Annotated in this window: 13 protein-coding genes; 1 reads left to right on the plus strand and 12 read right to left on the minus strand. The window is 63.6% G+C overall.

The genetic code is table 11. From position 1 onward, the window contains the following. Nucleotides 1–39 precede the first annotated feature (39 nt). From ACP2YP_RS29935 to miaA, 8 genes are all read right to left on the minus strand, one after another. A complete protein-coding gene (locus ACP2YP_RS29935; RefSeq protein ID WP_426419826.1) occupies nucleotides 40–3,381 on the minus strand; it encodes a bifunctional diguanylate cyclase/phosphodiesterase in 3,342 nt (1,113 codons plus the stop codon). 352 nt (nucleotides 3,382–3,733) lie between these two features. Next, nucleotides 3,734–4,753 (minus strand): ketol-acid reductoisomerase, encoded by a 1,020-nt coding sequence (gene ilvC, locus ACP2YP_RS29940; protein ID WP_027529584.1) that lies wholly within the window; start codon nucleotides 4,751–4,753, stop codon nucleotides 3,734–3,736. 132 nt (nucleotides 4,754–4,885) lie between these two features. Then, a complete protein-coding gene (locus ACP2YP_RS29945) occupies nucleotides 4,886–5,488 on the minus strand; it encodes a LysE family translocator (RefSeq protein ID WP_426419827.1) in 603 nt (200 codons plus the stop codon). Between the two features lie 7 nt (nucleotides 5,489–5,495). Then, a complete protein-coding gene (locus ACP2YP_RS29950; RefSeq protein WP_426419828.1) occupies nucleotides 5,496–6,371 on the minus strand; it encodes an EamA family transporter in 876 nt (291 codons plus the stop codon). Nucleotides 6,372–6,413: 42 nt separating this feature from the next. After that, nucleotides 6,414–7,109, minus strand: coding sequence for a class I SAM-dependent methyltransferase (locus tag ACP2YP_RS29955; protein WP_426419829.1), 696 nt, complete (start codon nucleotides 7,107–7,109; stop codon nucleotides 6,414–6,416). Nucleotides 7,110–7,112: 3 nt separating this feature from the next. Then, on the minus strand, nucleotides 7,113–7,655 hold the full coding sequence (ilvN, locus tag ACP2YP_RS29960) for an acetolactate synthase small subunit (protein WP_426419830.1): 543 nt from the start codon (nucleotides 7,653–7,655) through the stop codon (nucleotides 7,113–7,115). 28 nt (nucleotides 7,656–7,683) lie between these two features. Then, nucleotides 7,684–9,459, minus strand: a complete 1,776-nt coding sequence (locus ACP2YP_RS29965; RefSeq protein WP_426419831.1) for an acetolactate synthase 3 large subunit — start codon at nucleotides 9,457–9,459, stop codon at nucleotides 7,684–7,686. 329 nt (nucleotides 9,460–9,788) lie between these two features. Beyond that, entirely contained in the window at nucleotides 9,789–10,745 is a 957-nt protein-coding gene (miaA, locus tag ACP2YP_RS29970; RefSeq protein ID WP_426419832.1) for a tRNA (adenosine(37)-N6)-dimethylallyltransferase MiaA, read from the minus strand. An 11-nt stretch (nucleotides 10,746–10,756) separates the two neighbouring features. Between miaA and serB the strand changes: the two genes are divergently transcribed. After that, nucleotides 10,757–11,662: a phosphoserine phosphatase SerB gene (gene serB, locus ACP2YP_RS29975; RefSeq protein ID WP_426419833.1), complete on the plus strand. Its 906-nt coding sequence runs from the start codon at nucleotides 10,757–10,759 to the stop codon at nucleotides 11,660–11,662. A 148-nt stretch (nucleotides 11,663–11,810) separates the two neighbouring features. On the opposite strand, the gene ACP2YP_RS29980 is transcribed toward serB, so the two are convergent. From ACP2YP_RS29980 to hflK, 4 genes are all read right to left on the minus strand, one after another. Further along, nucleotides 11,811–13,310 (minus strand): Do family serine endopeptidase, encoded by a 1,500-nt coding sequence (locus ACP2YP_RS29980; RefSeq protein ID WP_426419834.1) that lies wholly within the window; start codon nucleotides 13,308–13,310, stop codon nucleotides 11,811–11,813. 143 nt (nucleotides 13,311–13,453) lie between these two features. Then, nucleotides 13,454–13,660 (minus strand): DUF2065 domain-containing protein, encoded by a 207-nt coding sequence (locus ACP2YP_RS29985; protein WP_057747247.1) that lies wholly within the window; start codon nucleotides 13,658–13,660, stop codon nucleotides 13,454–13,456. A gap of 71 nt (nucleotides 13,661–13,731) precedes the next feature. Continuing rightward, a complete protein-coding gene (hflC, locus tag ACP2YP_RS29990) occupies nucleotides 13,732–14,628 on the minus strand; it encodes a protease modulator HflC (RefSeq protein WP_426419835.1) in 897 nt (298 codons plus the stop codon). Further along, nucleotides 14,625–15,761 carry an FtsH protease activity modulator HflK gene (hflK, locus tag ACP2YP_RS29995; RefSeq protein WP_426419836.1) on the minus strand — a complete coding sequence of 379 codons (1,137 nt, stop codon included), beginning with the start codon at nucleotides 15,759–15,761 and terminating at the stop codon, nucleotides 14,625–14,627. The genes hflC and hflK overlap by 4 nt, the downstream gene beginning before the upstream one ends. Nucleotides 15,762–15,901: the final 140 nt, after the last annotated feature.

Here is a 15,901-nt window from a genome sequence, read left to right on the forward strand (position 1 = left end):
CGGACATGAGGCACCTGTGTTTCGACTGAGGTCGCATGATCACGCGACGTTCTGGACAGGCAAAGGCGCCTCGAAGCTGACCTCGGAGTTTGGCCGCGGTTGCCCGAGCAGATATCCCTGCACGAAGTCCACTCCCGAGGCTTGCAGCGCCTCGAGTTGCGCAAGGCTCTCGACCCCCTTGGCCACGGTCACGACATCGAGACCGCGCGCCAGCGCAACGGCGGAAGCGACCACGGCGGCACAATCCCTTCGCGTTGCGCAACCCTGGACGATCGCCCGGTCGATCTTGAGCTTGTCGAACGGGAAGCTCTGGAGATAGCTTGCCGTCGAATAGCCGAGCCCGCAATTGTCCAGCACGATGCCAACACCCAGGTTCTTCAGTTGCCGGACCGCGAGCAGGTGAGCGGCCAAATTACCCTCCAGGAGGGCAGCGTCCGAAATTTCGAGTTCGAGCCGCTCGGGCGACAATCCCGTCTCGACCAGAGCGCAGAGGATGACATCCAGGATGTTGCCCTTGTGGAACTGGGCGGCGCTCATATTAACGGCGACCCGGATGTGCGCGGGCCAGGCCGCAGCATCCAGACAGGCCTGCCGCAAGATCCATTCACCGAGCGGTAGCATCAGCCCGGCCTGCTCGGCAACGGCAAGGAATTCGGATGGCGCCAGCACGCCCTTCGAAGGGTGATGCCAGCGTACGAAGCATTCAAGGCCGGTCATCGCGTGCGTCCTGGCATCGATCACCGGCTGATAGTGCAGCTCGAACTCATTGCGAACCATCGCTTCTCGCAGCTCGCCTTCCATCGACTTCTGCGTATCGGCGGCTACGGTCATTTCAGCCTGGAAAATGCGGAAATCGTTTCGGCCGTCCGACTTCGTTGCATAGAGCGCAACATCCGCCTTCTTTAGCAATGTCTCGGCATCGACGCCGTGCTGCGGTGCAAGGGCAATGCCAATGCTGGTACCCACGCTGACGCGGTTGCTCCCGAGATCGAAGGGTCGCTCGATGAGACCGATGACCCTCAGAGCCAGCGCGATCGCGCCTTCACTCTGATTGGCCTCGCCCTCCTGGATGATCGCAAATTCATCGCCGCCGAGGCGGGCCAGCACGTCGGTATCGCGCAGCGATGAGCTCAGTCGCCGCGCAACCTCGACCAGCAATTGGTCGCCGACGGCGTGACCGAGCGTATCGTTGACGATCTTGAACCTGTCGAGATCGAGCATCAGCACGGCGAATGTCGTGCCATGACGTTGCAGCCGCTTCGCGGCTTCGTCGAGCTTCTCCGAAAACACGACGCGGTTCGCCAGACCCGTGAGCAGATCGTGCTGCGCCAGATATGCGATGCGCTTCTCGTTTCGCGCCCGGTCGGTGATGTCCTCGTGGGTCGTGAGCCAGCCGCCGTGCGGCATCATATGCCGCGCGATCGCGACCACCCGTCCGTCCGCAAGCTCGCGGATTTCGCTCAGCTGCTTCACGTTCCGCTCGCGATAGACATCCGATGCGACGTCCAAGAAATGGGTGCCCTGCTCGCGGCGATATTCGAGGATCTGTGCGAGCGAGGTACCAGGCCTTATCCGATCGCTGCCGAGGTGATAGATCTCTCCGTAGCGAGCGTTTGAGACCACGACCCTCTGATCCGCATCGAACAGGCAAAGCCCCTGGGACATGTTGTTGAGAGCAGCATCGAAGCGAAGGTTGATGGCCTCCAGCTCTGCCGCCTTCTCGGCCAGCATTTGCTCGCCGCGCTTCTGCTCGGTGACGTCTTCATGCGTCGCGACCCAGCCGCCGTCCGGCAGCGGCTTGCGCTGGATCAGGATCTGGCGATTGTCTTTCAGTTGATAATTCTGCTGGCGCTGGTCCGGCATCTTCTGAAGATGCTGATCCACGGTCAGGTTTTGGTCGGCCTCGCCTCGATCAGCATAGTGCTGCAATATCCGTTGCAGCGGCGTGCCTGGCCTGACGAGTTCGTCCGGCAGATCATACATCTGCTGATATCGGCTGTTCGAGACGACGAGATTCCTGTCCGCATCGAACAGGCACAGGCCCTGGGACATATTGTTGATGGCGACGTCGAAGCGCGTGTTGATGCGTTTCAGTTCGGCGGAATTTTCGGCCAGCAGCATCTCGTCGCGCCGCTTCTCGGTGATGTCCTGATGGGTCGCAACCCAGCCGCCGTCCTGCATCGGCGTGCGCAGGATCGAGATGAGTCGGCCATCGGCCATCGTGACGATCCGCGGCGTCCGTCGCTTTGCGCCGTCGAGAAATTCATCGATATCCACATCGCCCGCCGCCACGTTGTAGCCCCGGACGATGTCGCGGAGCGGAACGCCCCGCTTCAGCTGCGCTTCCGTGAGTTCATACATCTCGCGGTAGCGGTTGTTGGCGATCAAGAGCTTCTCTTCCGCGTCGAACATGCTCAGCCCATGCGGCATGTTGCTCAATGCGGCATCGAAGCGCGCATTGGTCTCCGCAAGCGCATTGGTCTGCCGCCGCAGCAGCCATGTACCTGTCAGGATGACGACGACGATCGCGGCAGCCAGCGGGCCGAAGATGTAGAGATGCAGATACCACGCCTGCAACACGCGGCTGCGGGCGTAGGTCACGACCATGACCAGCGGGAGGCCACTGACAGCCTTGTAACCGGCGATGCGGGCGTTGCCGTCAACCGGGCTCGTCAATTCATAGGAGCCCATGTCGGATGCTGGCAGATACCGGGTAAAGAGTGGTCCATCTGCGACCGATATGCCAAGGACGTCCTTCTGCTCCGGCACCCGCGCCAGAATCCGCCCGTTGCGGTGGAGCAGGACGACGGAGCCGTCACCTCCGAGATCAAGCGTACGATAGATTTTCAGAAGATACGACTGATCGAGCGGCGCGGTCGCGACCCCCGCAAAGCTTCCATCGGGATTACTCAACCGCCGCGACGCCGCGCTATACCATTTGCCATTGACCGCCGAACGGTAAGGAGGCGCAACGAACAGCCCGCTCGCAGCGTTGTCGCGATGCGCGATGAAGTGCGACATATCGGAGATATTGTTGCGCGCGGGCGCGCGGCCGTAGGAATGCGCGACGACCTCACCCGCGGCATCGGTCCAACCAACGGCGACGAGAATGGAGGAGCGCCTGACGAGCTGATGCAACGCGGCGTTGGCAGCGCCTGGACCCGCCAATTTTCCAGACAGACTTTCCTTCCGGATCGCCTCGGCCTCCTGAAGCACACGGTCGATGTCTTCAAACGTCAGCGCGGCGTGCTCGGCCAAGATGGCAGCGAGGTTGGCCGCGTCGGTTCGTGCCGACGTCACCGCTTCTCGATAGCGCGTCGCGAGATCGACGAAAAACAACGCGACGATGACTGCCGAAAGCAGCAGCCCCAGGATCGTCACGGACGATCCCGGCGATCGAGTCAATTTTTGCCAAGCTTTCAGCATTGCGCATTTCACAATGAGCGGACGGCCCACCGTCGCTCCGCAATGCTAACATTCCGTTGATCGCCAAATTCCGAGCAACCACCGTAGTTTCGCGGACTTTATGCACGACAGCCACGAATGGCAGCATGAAGATACCGTCCCTAGACGGCAATATCGTTCATATTTGGCATGATACGAAGGAGGCGCACCGCATCGGCGATGCGCCTCGGAGTTGGACCGGTTCGAGCCAAGCGTCCGGCGCGGTCCGCAGCGCATCGTCGACGACACGCGCGGACGCGCCGAATGCTGCCCTCCAGAGACGCGGGCGTCAGTTCTTCGACTTGTCGACCAGCGCGCCCTTTTTGATCCAGGGCATCATGTCGCGCAGCTTGGCGCCGACTTCCTCGATCGGATGCTGGGCGAGCTTGGCCCGGGTCGCCTTGAACGAGGTCTGGTTGACCTTGTTCTCGAGCATCCAGTCGCGGGCGAACTTGCCGCCCTGGATGTCGGCGAGAACGCGCTTCATCTCGGCCTTGGTCTCCGCGGTGACGATGCGCGGACCGGTGACGTATTCGCCGTACTCGGCCGTGTTGGAGATCGAGTAGTTCATGTTGGCGATGCCGCCTTCATAGATCAGGTCGACGATCAGCTTCACTTCGTGCAGGCACTCGAAATAGGCCATCTCCGGCGCGTAGCCGGCTTCGACCAGGGTCTCGTAGCCGCCCTTGATCAGCTCGACCAGTCCGCCGCAGAGCACGACCTGCTCGCCGAACAGATCGGTCTCGCACTCTTCCTTGAAGGTGGTCTCGATGATGCCGGCGCGGCCACCGCCGACAGCAGAGGCATAGGACAGGCCGAGGTCATGGGCGTTGCCCGAGACGTCCTTGGCGATCGCGATCAGACAGGGCACGCCGCCGCCGCGCTGATACTCCGAGCGCACGGTGTGGCCGGGGCCCTTCGGCGCGATCATCAACACGTCGAGGTCGGCGCGCGGGTCGAGCAGGTTGAAGTGGACGTTGAGGCCGTGTGCGAACACCAGCGCAGCGCCCTTCTTCATGTTGTCGTGCAGGTGCTCACGATAGATGTCGCCCTGGAGCTCGTCCGGGGTCAGCATCATGACGAGGTCGGCCCATTTGGCGGCTTCGGCAACTTCCATCACCTTGAAGCCGGCGGCTTCCGCCTTCTTGACCGAGCCCGAGTCCTTGCGCAGCGCAATGGCGACTTCCTTGACGCCGGAGTCCTTCAGATTGAGCGCATGGGCGTGGCCCTGGCTGCCATAGCCGACGATGGCGACCTTCTTGCCCTTGATCAGGTTCAGGTCGGCGTCGCGATCGTAATAAACACGCATAGTCGTTTCCTCGTTCAGGGCCAGAATCGGCCGATAGTCAGTGTCCGAAGGGTGAAATTTGCGGATTTCGGGGGCTGTCTAGAGCATTTCGACCCCTTAGGGAAACCCGTTTCTGCATGGAAATCCGCGACATCATACATCCATGAAAACGGGGTAGAGGGAGGCGAGCAGCAGGAGCGCCATCAGGATATTGAAGGCGCGGACCAGTCGCTCCGAGGTCAGCACCGGTCGTAGTGCAGTGCCGAAAAAAGCCCAGACCACGGTTGAGACCGTGCCGACCAAGAGGCTGATCAGGGTCTGGATTGCGATGTTGATCGGGAACTGGGCAATGGCCGCATAGGCGGTGATGGTGCCGATCACGATCACCCAGCCCTTGGCGTTGATCCACTGGAACATGGCGGCGCCCCAGAACGTCATCGGGCCGCGGCCGTCTCCCTCGCCCGGCTTGACCGGGCCGGAGAAGGCAATCACGGCGGCGAGGTAAATCAGGTAAGCGGCGCCGGCATATTTCAGGATGGTCTGGAGGATCGGATAGGCCAGGAACACGGTGCCGAGTCCGAGGCCGACTGCGCCGACCATGAAGGCGAAGCCGATGACGATGCCGGCGATGTGGGGGATGGTGCGGCGGAAGCCGTAGGTCAGGCCCGAGGCCAACAGCATGATGTTGTTCGGCCCCGGGGTGAAGTACATCACCACCATGAAGGCGAGGAAGGCATAGAAGAGCGAGTGGGCCATATTCACCTCAGGCTGTCTTCGCAAGCGGCTGCGGCCGCTTGACCAGCACCATCACCGCAATGCCGCCGATCACGGTCAGCATGCCGGCGAGGCGCAGCGGGCCGAACCGTTCGCCGAACACGATGCTCGACGCCGCCGAGCCGACGAACGGCACCAGTAGTGCGAACGGCACCACTTGCGCAGCAGGATAGTCACGCAGCAGCCGTCCCCACAGCCAATAGGCGATGCTGGTTGAGAGCGCGCCGATCACGAGCAGGCAGATGAGGCCCGTCAGCGACATGTGGATCAGCGACAGGAAGGTCGGCGCCGGCCCGTTCACGACGAGCGCAAGTGCGAACAACGGCACCGCGGCGGTGAGGCAGAGCCAGGCGAACAGGTCGAACATCGGCGCGCCGCTGGCGCCGCGCAGCAGGAGATTGCCGACGGCAAAGCAGATCGGGGCGATCATCAGCACCGCGAAGGCGCCGACGCTGAAATCGTAGCCGACGGTGCCGCAGATCATCAGCAGTCCGATGGCTGCGATGACGATGCCTAGCGTCTGCACCGGCGCTGGACGCTCGCCGAATGCGATCGCCGCGAAGGCGATCGTGAACAGCGCCTGGCTCTGCACGACGACGGAGGTCAGGCCCACCGGCACGCCATGGGCGATGCCGTAGGCCTGGCTCAGGAACTGGCCGAGGAACAGCGTAAAACTGGTCGCGATCAGGAGCGACCAGGCGACCTTCGGCTTGGGAATGAACAGGCACGGCACCGCGGCGATGGAAAAACGCATCGCCGTCATCAACTCTGGCGAAAACTCGTCGAGCGCGATCCGGCTCGCCACAAAGGCAAGCCCCCAGATGATCGCCACGATGAGGGCGATGAGGATGTCGGCCGGCTTCATTGTTGTTTCCGGTTCTGCCCTGTCGTGCAGCCCTGCTTGTTTCTAGCTCTGTTCGCCGGCTTTCGGTTTGCGCAAGAGATAAGTGCCGTGCATCGGTGCGTGATAGTCGGCCGAGACCAGCGTGAAGCCGATATCGGTCAGCATTCGCTCCATCACCCAGCCGAAAGTTGAGTATTCGTCACGCATATGCGTCACCACGTTTTCGCGCGAGAAATCGTGGTTGTTGATGTGGTAGTCGGCCCATTGCTCGACATCGCGCTCGACGGCGTCCGGCATCGACGCGTAGACGATGTCACGCAAGTAAAAGGTCGCGCCCGGCTTCAGCGCGCGAAAGATCCGCGACATCGCCACCGCTTTCCAGAAATCCGGCAGATGATGCAGCGTGAACTCGCTGACGATCAGATCATAGGACTCGGGCCGGTAGGCGAAGGAAAGCAGGCCGGCGGATTGGGTGCGCACGGGCGCCTTGCGGTCGCGGGCATAGATCTCGGCGAGCGCCAGCATCGCTGGCGAGATGTCGATGGCGTCGACCTCGGCGCCCATCAGCGCGGCTTCGGTGGCGAGAACGCCGTTGCCGCAGCCGATATCGGCGATGCGCCAGCCGCGCTGGACGCCCAACATTTTCAGTGCGGCGCGCGCCCGCAGATCGGCATCGTCGTGGGCGTCGTAGATCGACGCCACCGCGGGCTCGATGCCCATCCGGTTCCGCTCGTTATAGTACCAGTCGCGCGCCAGCATGGTTCACATCCCTTCAGGCCCGCGACCGATCGCGGCAACACCGGTGCGCGACACCTCGACAAGGCCGAGCGGGCGCATCAGGTCGATAAACTGGTTGATCTTGTCCGTATTGCCTGTGATCTCGAACACGAAGCTCTCGGTGGTGGCATCGATCACGCGGGCGCGGAAGGCATCCGCCAGCCGCAGCGCCTCGACGCGATGCTCGCCCTGCCCGCGCACCTTCACCATCGCCAATTCGCGTTCGATCGAGCGGCGTGTCTCGGTCATGTCGACGACCTGGTAGACCGGAATCATGCGGTCGAGCTGATGCTTGATCTGCGCGATCACCATCGGCGTACCCGTGGTGACGATGGTGATGCGCGAGAGGTGCTTCTGGCTCTCGGTCTCCGAGACCGTGAGGCTCTCGATGTTGTATCCGCGCCCGGAGAACAAGCCGATGACGCGGGCGAGCACGCCGGGCTCGTTCTGCACGAGCACCGCAAGCGTGTGCGTCTCGTTGGGATCGTGGCGGTCCTCGATGAAGTAGGCGGATGCGGGCTGGTTCATTGTCGTCCCCCTCAAATCTCTCTCGCGCTCACACCAACGCCTTGCCGCCGGCGAACGCCTTGGCCGTGGCTTCGTCGTTGGCCTGCTCCGGCAACAGCATCTCGTTATGCGCCTTGCCGGAGGGGATCATCGGGAAGCAGTTTTCCAGCGCGGCGACACGGCAGTCGAACAGCACCGGGCGCTTGACCGAGATCATCTCCTGGATGGCGCCGTCGAGATCGCCGGGCTTGTGCACCTGGATGCCGACGCCACCATAGGCTTCCGCGAGCTTGACGAAGTCCGGCAACGCCTCAGAATAGGAATGTGACAGCCGGTTACCGTGGAGCAGCTGCTGCCACTGCCGCACCATGCCCATGTACTGGTTGTTCAGGATGAAGATCTTGATCGGCAGCTCGTACTGAACCGCCGTCGACATCTCCTGCATCGTCATCTGCACCGAAGCATCGCCCGCGATGTCGATGACGAGGCTGTCGGGATGGGCGACCTGCACGCCGACCGCGGCCGGCAGGCCGTAGCCCATGGTGCCGAGACCGCCCGACGTCATCCAGCGATGCGGCTCCTCGAAGCCGTAGAACTGCGCCGCCCACATCTGATGCTGGCCGACCTCGGTCGTGATGTAGGTGTCCTTGCCGCGCGTCGCTTCGAACAAGCTCTGGATCGCGTGCTGCGGCAGGATGACGTCGTTCCTCTTCTTGTAATAGAGCGAGTTGCGGGCGCGCCACTGCGCGATCTGCTGCCACCACGCCTTGATGTCGGGCTTCTTCGCCTCGGCCTTGAACACCTGGAGGATGTCGCCGAGAATGTTGCCGCAGTCGCCGATGATCGGCACGTCGACCCGGATGTTCTTGTTGATCGAGGACGGATCGATGTCGATGTGGATCTTCTTCGAGTTCGGCGAGAACGCATCGACGCGGCCGGTGATGCGGTCGTCAAAGCGCGCGCCGACGCACAGCATGACGTCGCAATCATGCATGGTCATGTTGGCTTCGTAGGTGCCGTGCATGCCCAGCATGCCGAGCCAGTTCTTGCCCGACGCCGGATACGCACCCAAACCCATCAGCGTGGAGGTGATCGGAAAACCGGTGACCTCGACCAACTCGCGCAGCAGCTTGGTGGCTTCGGGGCCGGAATTGATGACGCCGCCACCGCTATAGATCACGGGGCGCTTGGCACCCGCGAGCAGCGACACGGCCTTGCGGATCTGCGTCGCATCGCCCTTCACGCGCGGCGCGTAGGAGCGGTGCACGTCGGATTTGCGCGGCGGATGATAGGTGCCGGTCGCGAACTGCACGTCCTTGGGAACGTCGACGAGCACCGGGCCCGGACGGCCCGTGGTCGCAACGTAGAAGGCCTCGTGCAGCACTTTTGCGAGATCGTTGACGTCGCGCACCAGCCAATTGTGCTTGGTGCAGGGGCGCGTGATGCCGACGGTGTCGCACTCCTGGAACGCGTCGTTGCCGATCAGATGCGTCGGCACCTGGCCGGAGATGCAGACCAGCGGAATCGAATCCATCAGCGCATCGGTCAGCGGCGTCACCATGTTGGTAGCGCCGGGACCGGAGGTCACCAGCGCAACGCCGGGCTTGCCAGTCGAGCGCGCGTAGCCCTCGGCGGCGTGGCCCGCGCCCTGCTCGTGGCGGACCAGGATATGCTGGACCTCGCTCTGCTGGAAGATCTCGTCGTAGATCGGAAGCACCGCGCCGCCGGGATAGCCGAAAATGTCGGTCACGCCGTGATCGATGAGCGCGCGGACGATCATCGCGGCGCCGGTCATCTGGTTCGGATCGTGGCTCTTGTCGCTCATGGGCTTGCTCCGGATGCGCTGTTGTCAGCGGCTTCGTTCGTGTCGGGTTCGGGAAATAAAAAAGGCCCCGAAGAGGGACCCTGCACACCGCCTGTCATGTGGGTGGCAGCTAGCCACCCCCGGCGGTGTGCCTGAGTACGACGGCGATAAGGAGTTTGGTAATAATGTTACGCATGGCAGGCGCTCAGCTTCCCAAAGGTTGCGCGAAACATAGCGGCCAAAGCCCGGATGTCAAGGCAATGCGGCTGTCCCCGCGCGATTTTGGCAGTGTAGCGGTGTTCCCGGGGTTCGGCGAGAGGTAAAATCGGGAACCCGAGCACAAAAGCACGTCAGCCGGGGTCTCGAGCTAGTTTGGCGGCGGCCGCTAGCCATCCCCTTGCCTCCTCCGGCTTCACCCATTCGAACTCCGGCAATTGGTGCCGGAACCAGGTGAATTGCCGCTTGGCATAGTGGCGGGTGTCGGCGCGGCCCATCGTGGCGGCATCTTCGAGACTGACCTCGCCGCGCAGATGCCCGATCAGGGCCGGCACACCGTGCGCCTTCATGGCCGGCAGCAGCGGGTCGAGGCCACGGGCGGCGAGCCGCTCGACCTCGGTCAGGGCGCCGGCACCCAGCATGGCATCGAACCGGGCATCGATGCGGGCATAGAGCTCATCGCGCTCGGGCGCGAGAAACACCGCGCGAAAACTGTCCTTGGGAAGCAGTGGCGGCTGGCCCTCATGGTGCCAGTCGAGCAGCGAGCGGCCGGTCGCCTCGATCACTTCGAGCGCACGTGCGATCCGCGTGCGGTCGCGCAGGTTCAATCGTTCGGCCGCACGCGGGTCGCGACACGCGAGTTCCGCATGCAGCGCCTCAACGCCGTTGCGCTCCAGCCGCGCGCGCACGTTTTCGCGTATTTCGGCTGGGATGGGTGGCACGACGGAGAGACCTGCCGTGAGCGCTTTGAAATACAGCCCGGTGCCGCCGATGAAGATCGGCAGGCGGCGTTCGGCTTGCGCTTCTTCGAGCACCTTCGTTGCGTCTGAGACCCAGGCGCCGGCGGAAAAGTTCACGGCCGCATCGACATGGCCATAGAGGCGATGCGGAACACGCGCCTCCTCATCCGGCGTGGGACGCGCGGTGATGACGCGGAGGTCGCGATAGACCTGCATGGAATCGGCATTGATGACGATTCCGCCCGCATTCAGCGCAAGCTCCAGCGCCAGCGCCGACTTGCCGCTGGCGGTCGGGCCTGCGATAAGCACGGCCTTGCCAACATGCTTTCTGTCGACTTGCCCCTTGCTCACGAAAACCTCAAATGTCCCTCGTCGCCACGCTGATCTGCAACCCAAACAATCCCGCGCTCGACTCCACCATCGTCGATGGCGCCCGCGCCGTGCTGCCCAACGCAGCACCGGCGCACTGGCTGTTCGACGGGGTCGCGGTCGACATTCCCTTCGGCGCCGACAGTAGCCTCGAAGGCGACCGTCACGCCATCGAGGAGCGCTTGCGCGAGATCCGCGGCGACCTGCCCATTGACATCGTCGTGCAGCCAGCCGGCGTCCGGCGCAAGAAGCTTTTTCTCGCTGACATGGATTCCACCATGATCGGGCAGGAATGCATCGACGAACTCGCCGATCTCGTCGGGATGAAGGCGCATGTAGCGGCCATCACCGAACGCGCGATGCGCGGCGAGATCGAGTTCGAGCCGGCGCTGCGCGAGCGCGTCGCGCTGCTGAAGGACCTCCCCGCCGGCGTCGTCGACGAGGTGCTGGCCAAGCGCATCACGCTCACCCCGGGTGGCCGCGAATTGGTCGCGACCATGCGTGCGCACGGCGCCTATACCTGCCTCGTCTCCGGCGGGTTCACGCTGTTCACCAGCGCAGTCGCCGCCAAGCTCGGCTTCCAGGAGAACCGCGCCAACGAGCTCGTGGTGCGGGACGGCAAGTTTACCGGCGAAGTGAAGGAGCCGATTTTGGGCCGCGCCGCAAAACTTGCGACGCTGGTGGATCTGATGGAGTCGTTCGATCTCGACGACATCGACTCGGTCGTCGTCGGCGACGGCGCCAATGATCTCGCGATGATCCAGGCGGCGGGGCTGGGCGTGGCGTATCACGCCAAGCCGGCGGTCGCGGCCGCCGCGGCTGCGCGGATCGACCATGGCGATCTCACCGCGCTGCTGTATGCGCAGGGCTATCGGCGGGACGAATTCGTCGAAGCTTAGCCTCTCCGATCGTTGCTTCACTCCCCGCAGCCGTAGGGTGGGCAAAGGCGCGCTCTTCGCGCCGTGCCCACCACTCTTGCTGCAGCGGTAGAAGATGGTGGGCACGCTTCCGCTTTGCCCACCCTACAGCTACGAGATTGTGCGCCCCTTACTGCACGCTCAGTGCCACAAACCGCAGCTCGCCGTCGCCGTTCGAGACCAGCAGCAGCACGGACTTCTTGCCGTCCTTCTTGAGCTGGTCGACCCGCTTCTGGATGTCCGCGCCGCTCGTGACCGCTTCCTGCGCGACTTCGACGATGACATCGCCGGCGGAGAGCCGCTTCTCGGCAGCGTCCGAACTGGCGTCGACATTGGTGACGACCACGCCCTTGACGGTGTCCTTGATTTTGTAGCGCGCGCGCAGATCCTTGTTCAGCACGGCGAGATCGAGGCCGAGCGCCTTCTGCGTCACCGGCTTCTCCGGCGGCGGCTCGTCGGTCTTCACCGCGGCCTGCACCCTGTCGGGATCCTGCAGGCGGCCGAGCGTGACCTTCTTGGTCTGCTCCTCGCCCTTGCGGATGATGACGACATCGACCTCCTTGCCGACCGCCGTGTCTGCGACGACACGGGACAGGTCCTTCGGGTCCTTGACGTCCTTGCCGTCGAACTTGACGACGACGTCGCCCGGCTCGATGCCGGCGGGCTTGGCCGGGCCCTTGTCGTCGACGCCGGCCACCAGCGCGCCGCGCGCCGGCTTGATGTTGAGGCTCTCGGCAATCTCGTCGGTGACACTCTGGATGCGCACGCCCAGCCAGCCGCGGCGCAGCTCGCCGAACTGGCGGAGCTGGTCGACGACGCCCGCGACCGTCTTCGACGGCACGGCGAAGCCGATGCCGATCGAGCCGCCGGAGGGTGAGATGATCAAGGTGTTGACGCCGACGACATCGCCATCGAGGTTGAACAGCGGACCGCCGGAATTGCCGCGGTTGATGGCGGCGTCGGTCTGGATGTAGCTGTCATAGGGCCCCGAGGAGATGTCGCGGTTCTTGGCCGAGACGATGCCCGCGGTCACCGTGCCGCCGAGGCTGAAGGGGTTGCCGATCGCGACCACCCAGTCGCCCAGACGCAGCTTGTCGGAATCGCCGAACTTCACCGAAACAAGCGGCTTCAGCGGCTTGAACTTCAACACGGCGAGGTCGGTCTTCTTGTCGACGCCGACCAGTTCCGCCTTGGTCTTGGTGCCGTCGTTGAGAATGACGTTGATCTCGTCGGCATCGGCGATGACGTGATTGTTGGTCACGACGACACCGGAGGTGTCGATGATGAAGCCGCTTCCGAGCGAGTTGGTCTTGCGCGGCGGGCCGTTGCCGTTATCGCCGCCCTTGCTCCCGCCGCCGGGGCCTTTGCGGTTCTTGAAGAAGTCGTCGAAGAATTCCTCGAAGGGCGAGCCGGGCGGCAGTTGCGGCATGGTGTTGCTGCCGCCGCCCTTGGCCTCGACCGTCTGCGAGGTCGAGATGTTGACGACCGCGTCGATCACCTTCTCGGCGACGTCGGCGATGCCCTCCGGTCCGCGCGCATGCGCCGGCGAGCCGATCACGCTGAAAGCGCCGACGGCGAGCACCGCCAGCCCTAAGCGCAAGCGGGTCTGAGCAATGATGGCTGCGGTCATTGTAATCTCCAGAGAATAGGATTCGGCCTCAAGACTGCGCTCGAACGGGGGCACGGCGCAAGCGCGGAGCTTAACGGGCCTCAAGACCCGGATAATACGGCGAAAACCCGCTCCTCGCCTTCACTTTGGCGTTGGCGCGACGGCTAGATCGGACGTCGCATCACCCAGATCAGAATCAGGCCGGCGACGGCCGAGCCGATCCCGACCGCCCGCAGGATATTGTCCGGCGTGGCAATGGCACTCTTCATGGCCTTGCGCATCCAGTTTGGACTGGCCGCGAACATCAAGCCTTCCAGCACGAACAGGATACCTAAGCCGATGAGGAAGTCGGCGAACGCAATGGACCTCATCGGATTGGAACCTCCCGTGGTGCTGTTCTTGTCTGGACGAAGGGCGGCCAGACCTGCCGCCCTCGTCTGGCTTACGGTTTCGCGGGCGTCTCGGTCGCCGTCTTGCCCGACGGGTTACCAAAATACCGGAAGAAATCCGAGTCCGGCCGCAGCAGGAAGCGGGTGTCGTCCTTCTTCAGCCCGTTCTCATAGGCCGTCATCGACCGGTAGAAGGCAAAGAAGTCGGCGTCCTTGCCATAGGCTTCGGCGAACAGGCGGTTCCGCTCGGCGTCACCGACACCGCGCGTCTGCTCGGCCTGCGAGTTGGCTTCGGCGATGATCACCGTGACATCGCGATCGGCCTTGGAGCGAATTTCCTGCGCCTTCTGGCCGCCCTGTGCGCGGAATTCAGCCGCTTCGCGCTGGCGCTCGGATTTCATCCGGTCGTACACCGCCTGGCTGTTCTGCTCCGGCAGGTCGGCGCGGCGAATGCGGACATCGACGACCTCGATGCCGTAACCGCCGGCCTCGTGGTCGAGCTGCTCGCGGATGCGGCCCATCAGCTTCTCACGCTCATCACGCACCACCGTGATGAAGGTGACCTCACCGAGCACGCGGCGCAGCGCCGCGTTCAAGAGCGAGGTGAGCTGGAGGTTCGCGGCCTGGATCGAGCCGACGCTCTGGTAGAAGCGCAACGCATCCTTGATGCGATAGCGCGCAAAGGCGTCGACCACGAGCCGCTTCTGGTCGGAGGCAATGACCTCCTGCGACGGGTTCTCGAGGTCGAGGATCCGCTTGTCGACGTTGATCACCGAGTTCCAGGGCGCCTTGAAATGCAGCCCGGGGTCGGTGACGACGTCCACCGGCTTACCGAATTGCAGTACGATGGTCTGCTCGGTCTGCTGCACCGTGAACAGCGACATGTAGCCGACAATGACGACCAGGAGCGCTGCGAGCAGCGCGACGATGCCAGTAACCGGAGACCTCATCTTGTGCCTCCGCTCGACTGCTGGCCCGTCGTCGTCGGCCGCTTGGCCGACAATTCATTGAGCGGCAGATAGGGGACGACGCCCTGGCCCGACGGGCCTCCGTCATAAATCAGCTTGTCCGAGCCGCCGAGCACGCGCTCCATCGTCTCCAGATAGATCCGTTCACGCGTCACGTCGGGCGCCTTCTTGTATTCCTCATACACCTTCAGGAAGCGTGAGCTCTGGCCCTTGGCCTCGGCGACCGCCTGCTCCTTGTAGCCTTCGGCGGCCTGCAGGATCTGCGCTGCCCGGCCGCGCGCGTCCGGCACAACCTTGTTGGCATAGGTCTGCGCTTCGTTCTGCAGCTGCTCGAGGTTGGCGCGCGCCACCTGCACCTCGCGAAAGGCATCGATCACCTGCGCCGGTGGATCGACCTTCTGCATCTGCACCTGGGTGATTTGGACGCCGGCGCCGTAGTCGTCGAGCGTCTTCTGCATCAGATCCTGCACCGTGGTCTCGGTCTGCGTCCGCGCGCCGGTCAGGATCGGCTGGATATCGGACCGGCCGATCACCTCGCGCATCGCGCTCTCGGCGACCGCCTTCACGGTGCCCTCGGGGTTCTGGATGTTGAACAGGAAGTTGCCGACGCCGTTGGGCTTGATGCGCCACAGCACGGTGAAGTCGACATCGACGATGTTCTCGTCGCCGGTCAGCATCAGGCTCTCTTCCGGCACGTCACGAATGGAGCGGCCGCGCCGGGCCGGATCGTCGATCAGCGTCATGCCGATGGAAATGGTGGACACGCGCAGCGCCTTCGGCAGCAGCACGGTCTCGATCGGATAGGGCAGATGATAGTTCAGGCCCGGGTCCACGGTGCGCACATGCTTGCCGAAGCGCAGCACGGCGCCCTGCTCTTCGGACTGCACCCGGAAGAAGCCCGACAACAGCCAGAGCGCGATGATGATCAGCAGGATCAGCGTGATTCCCATGCCGGAGAAGTAGCCGCCGGGCATGATCTGCTGCAGCCGGTCCTGACCGCGCCGCAGTAGGTCCTCCAGATCCGGCGGCCTCGGCCCGACCGGTTGCGGGCCGGAGCCCCACGGTCCTTTCGGACCCGAGCCCCACGGGCCACCGCCCTGATTCTTCCACGGCATTCGACGCTCTCCTCGGCAGACCGGGACTAGAACTAAAGCCGGCCCGCATTGTCCGGTCCGGCTTTATAGGGGACCGAAAGGACCCTTACAACGCAAGCCTGACCGACCCACGAGCTATGCTCGGGGGCGGAAAAGTCAAT

The organism is Bradyrhizobium genosp. A (assembly GCF_049949275.1).
Classification (GTDB): Bacteria; Pseudomonadota; Alphaproteobacteria; order Rhizobiales; family Xanthobacteraceae; genus Bradyrhizobium.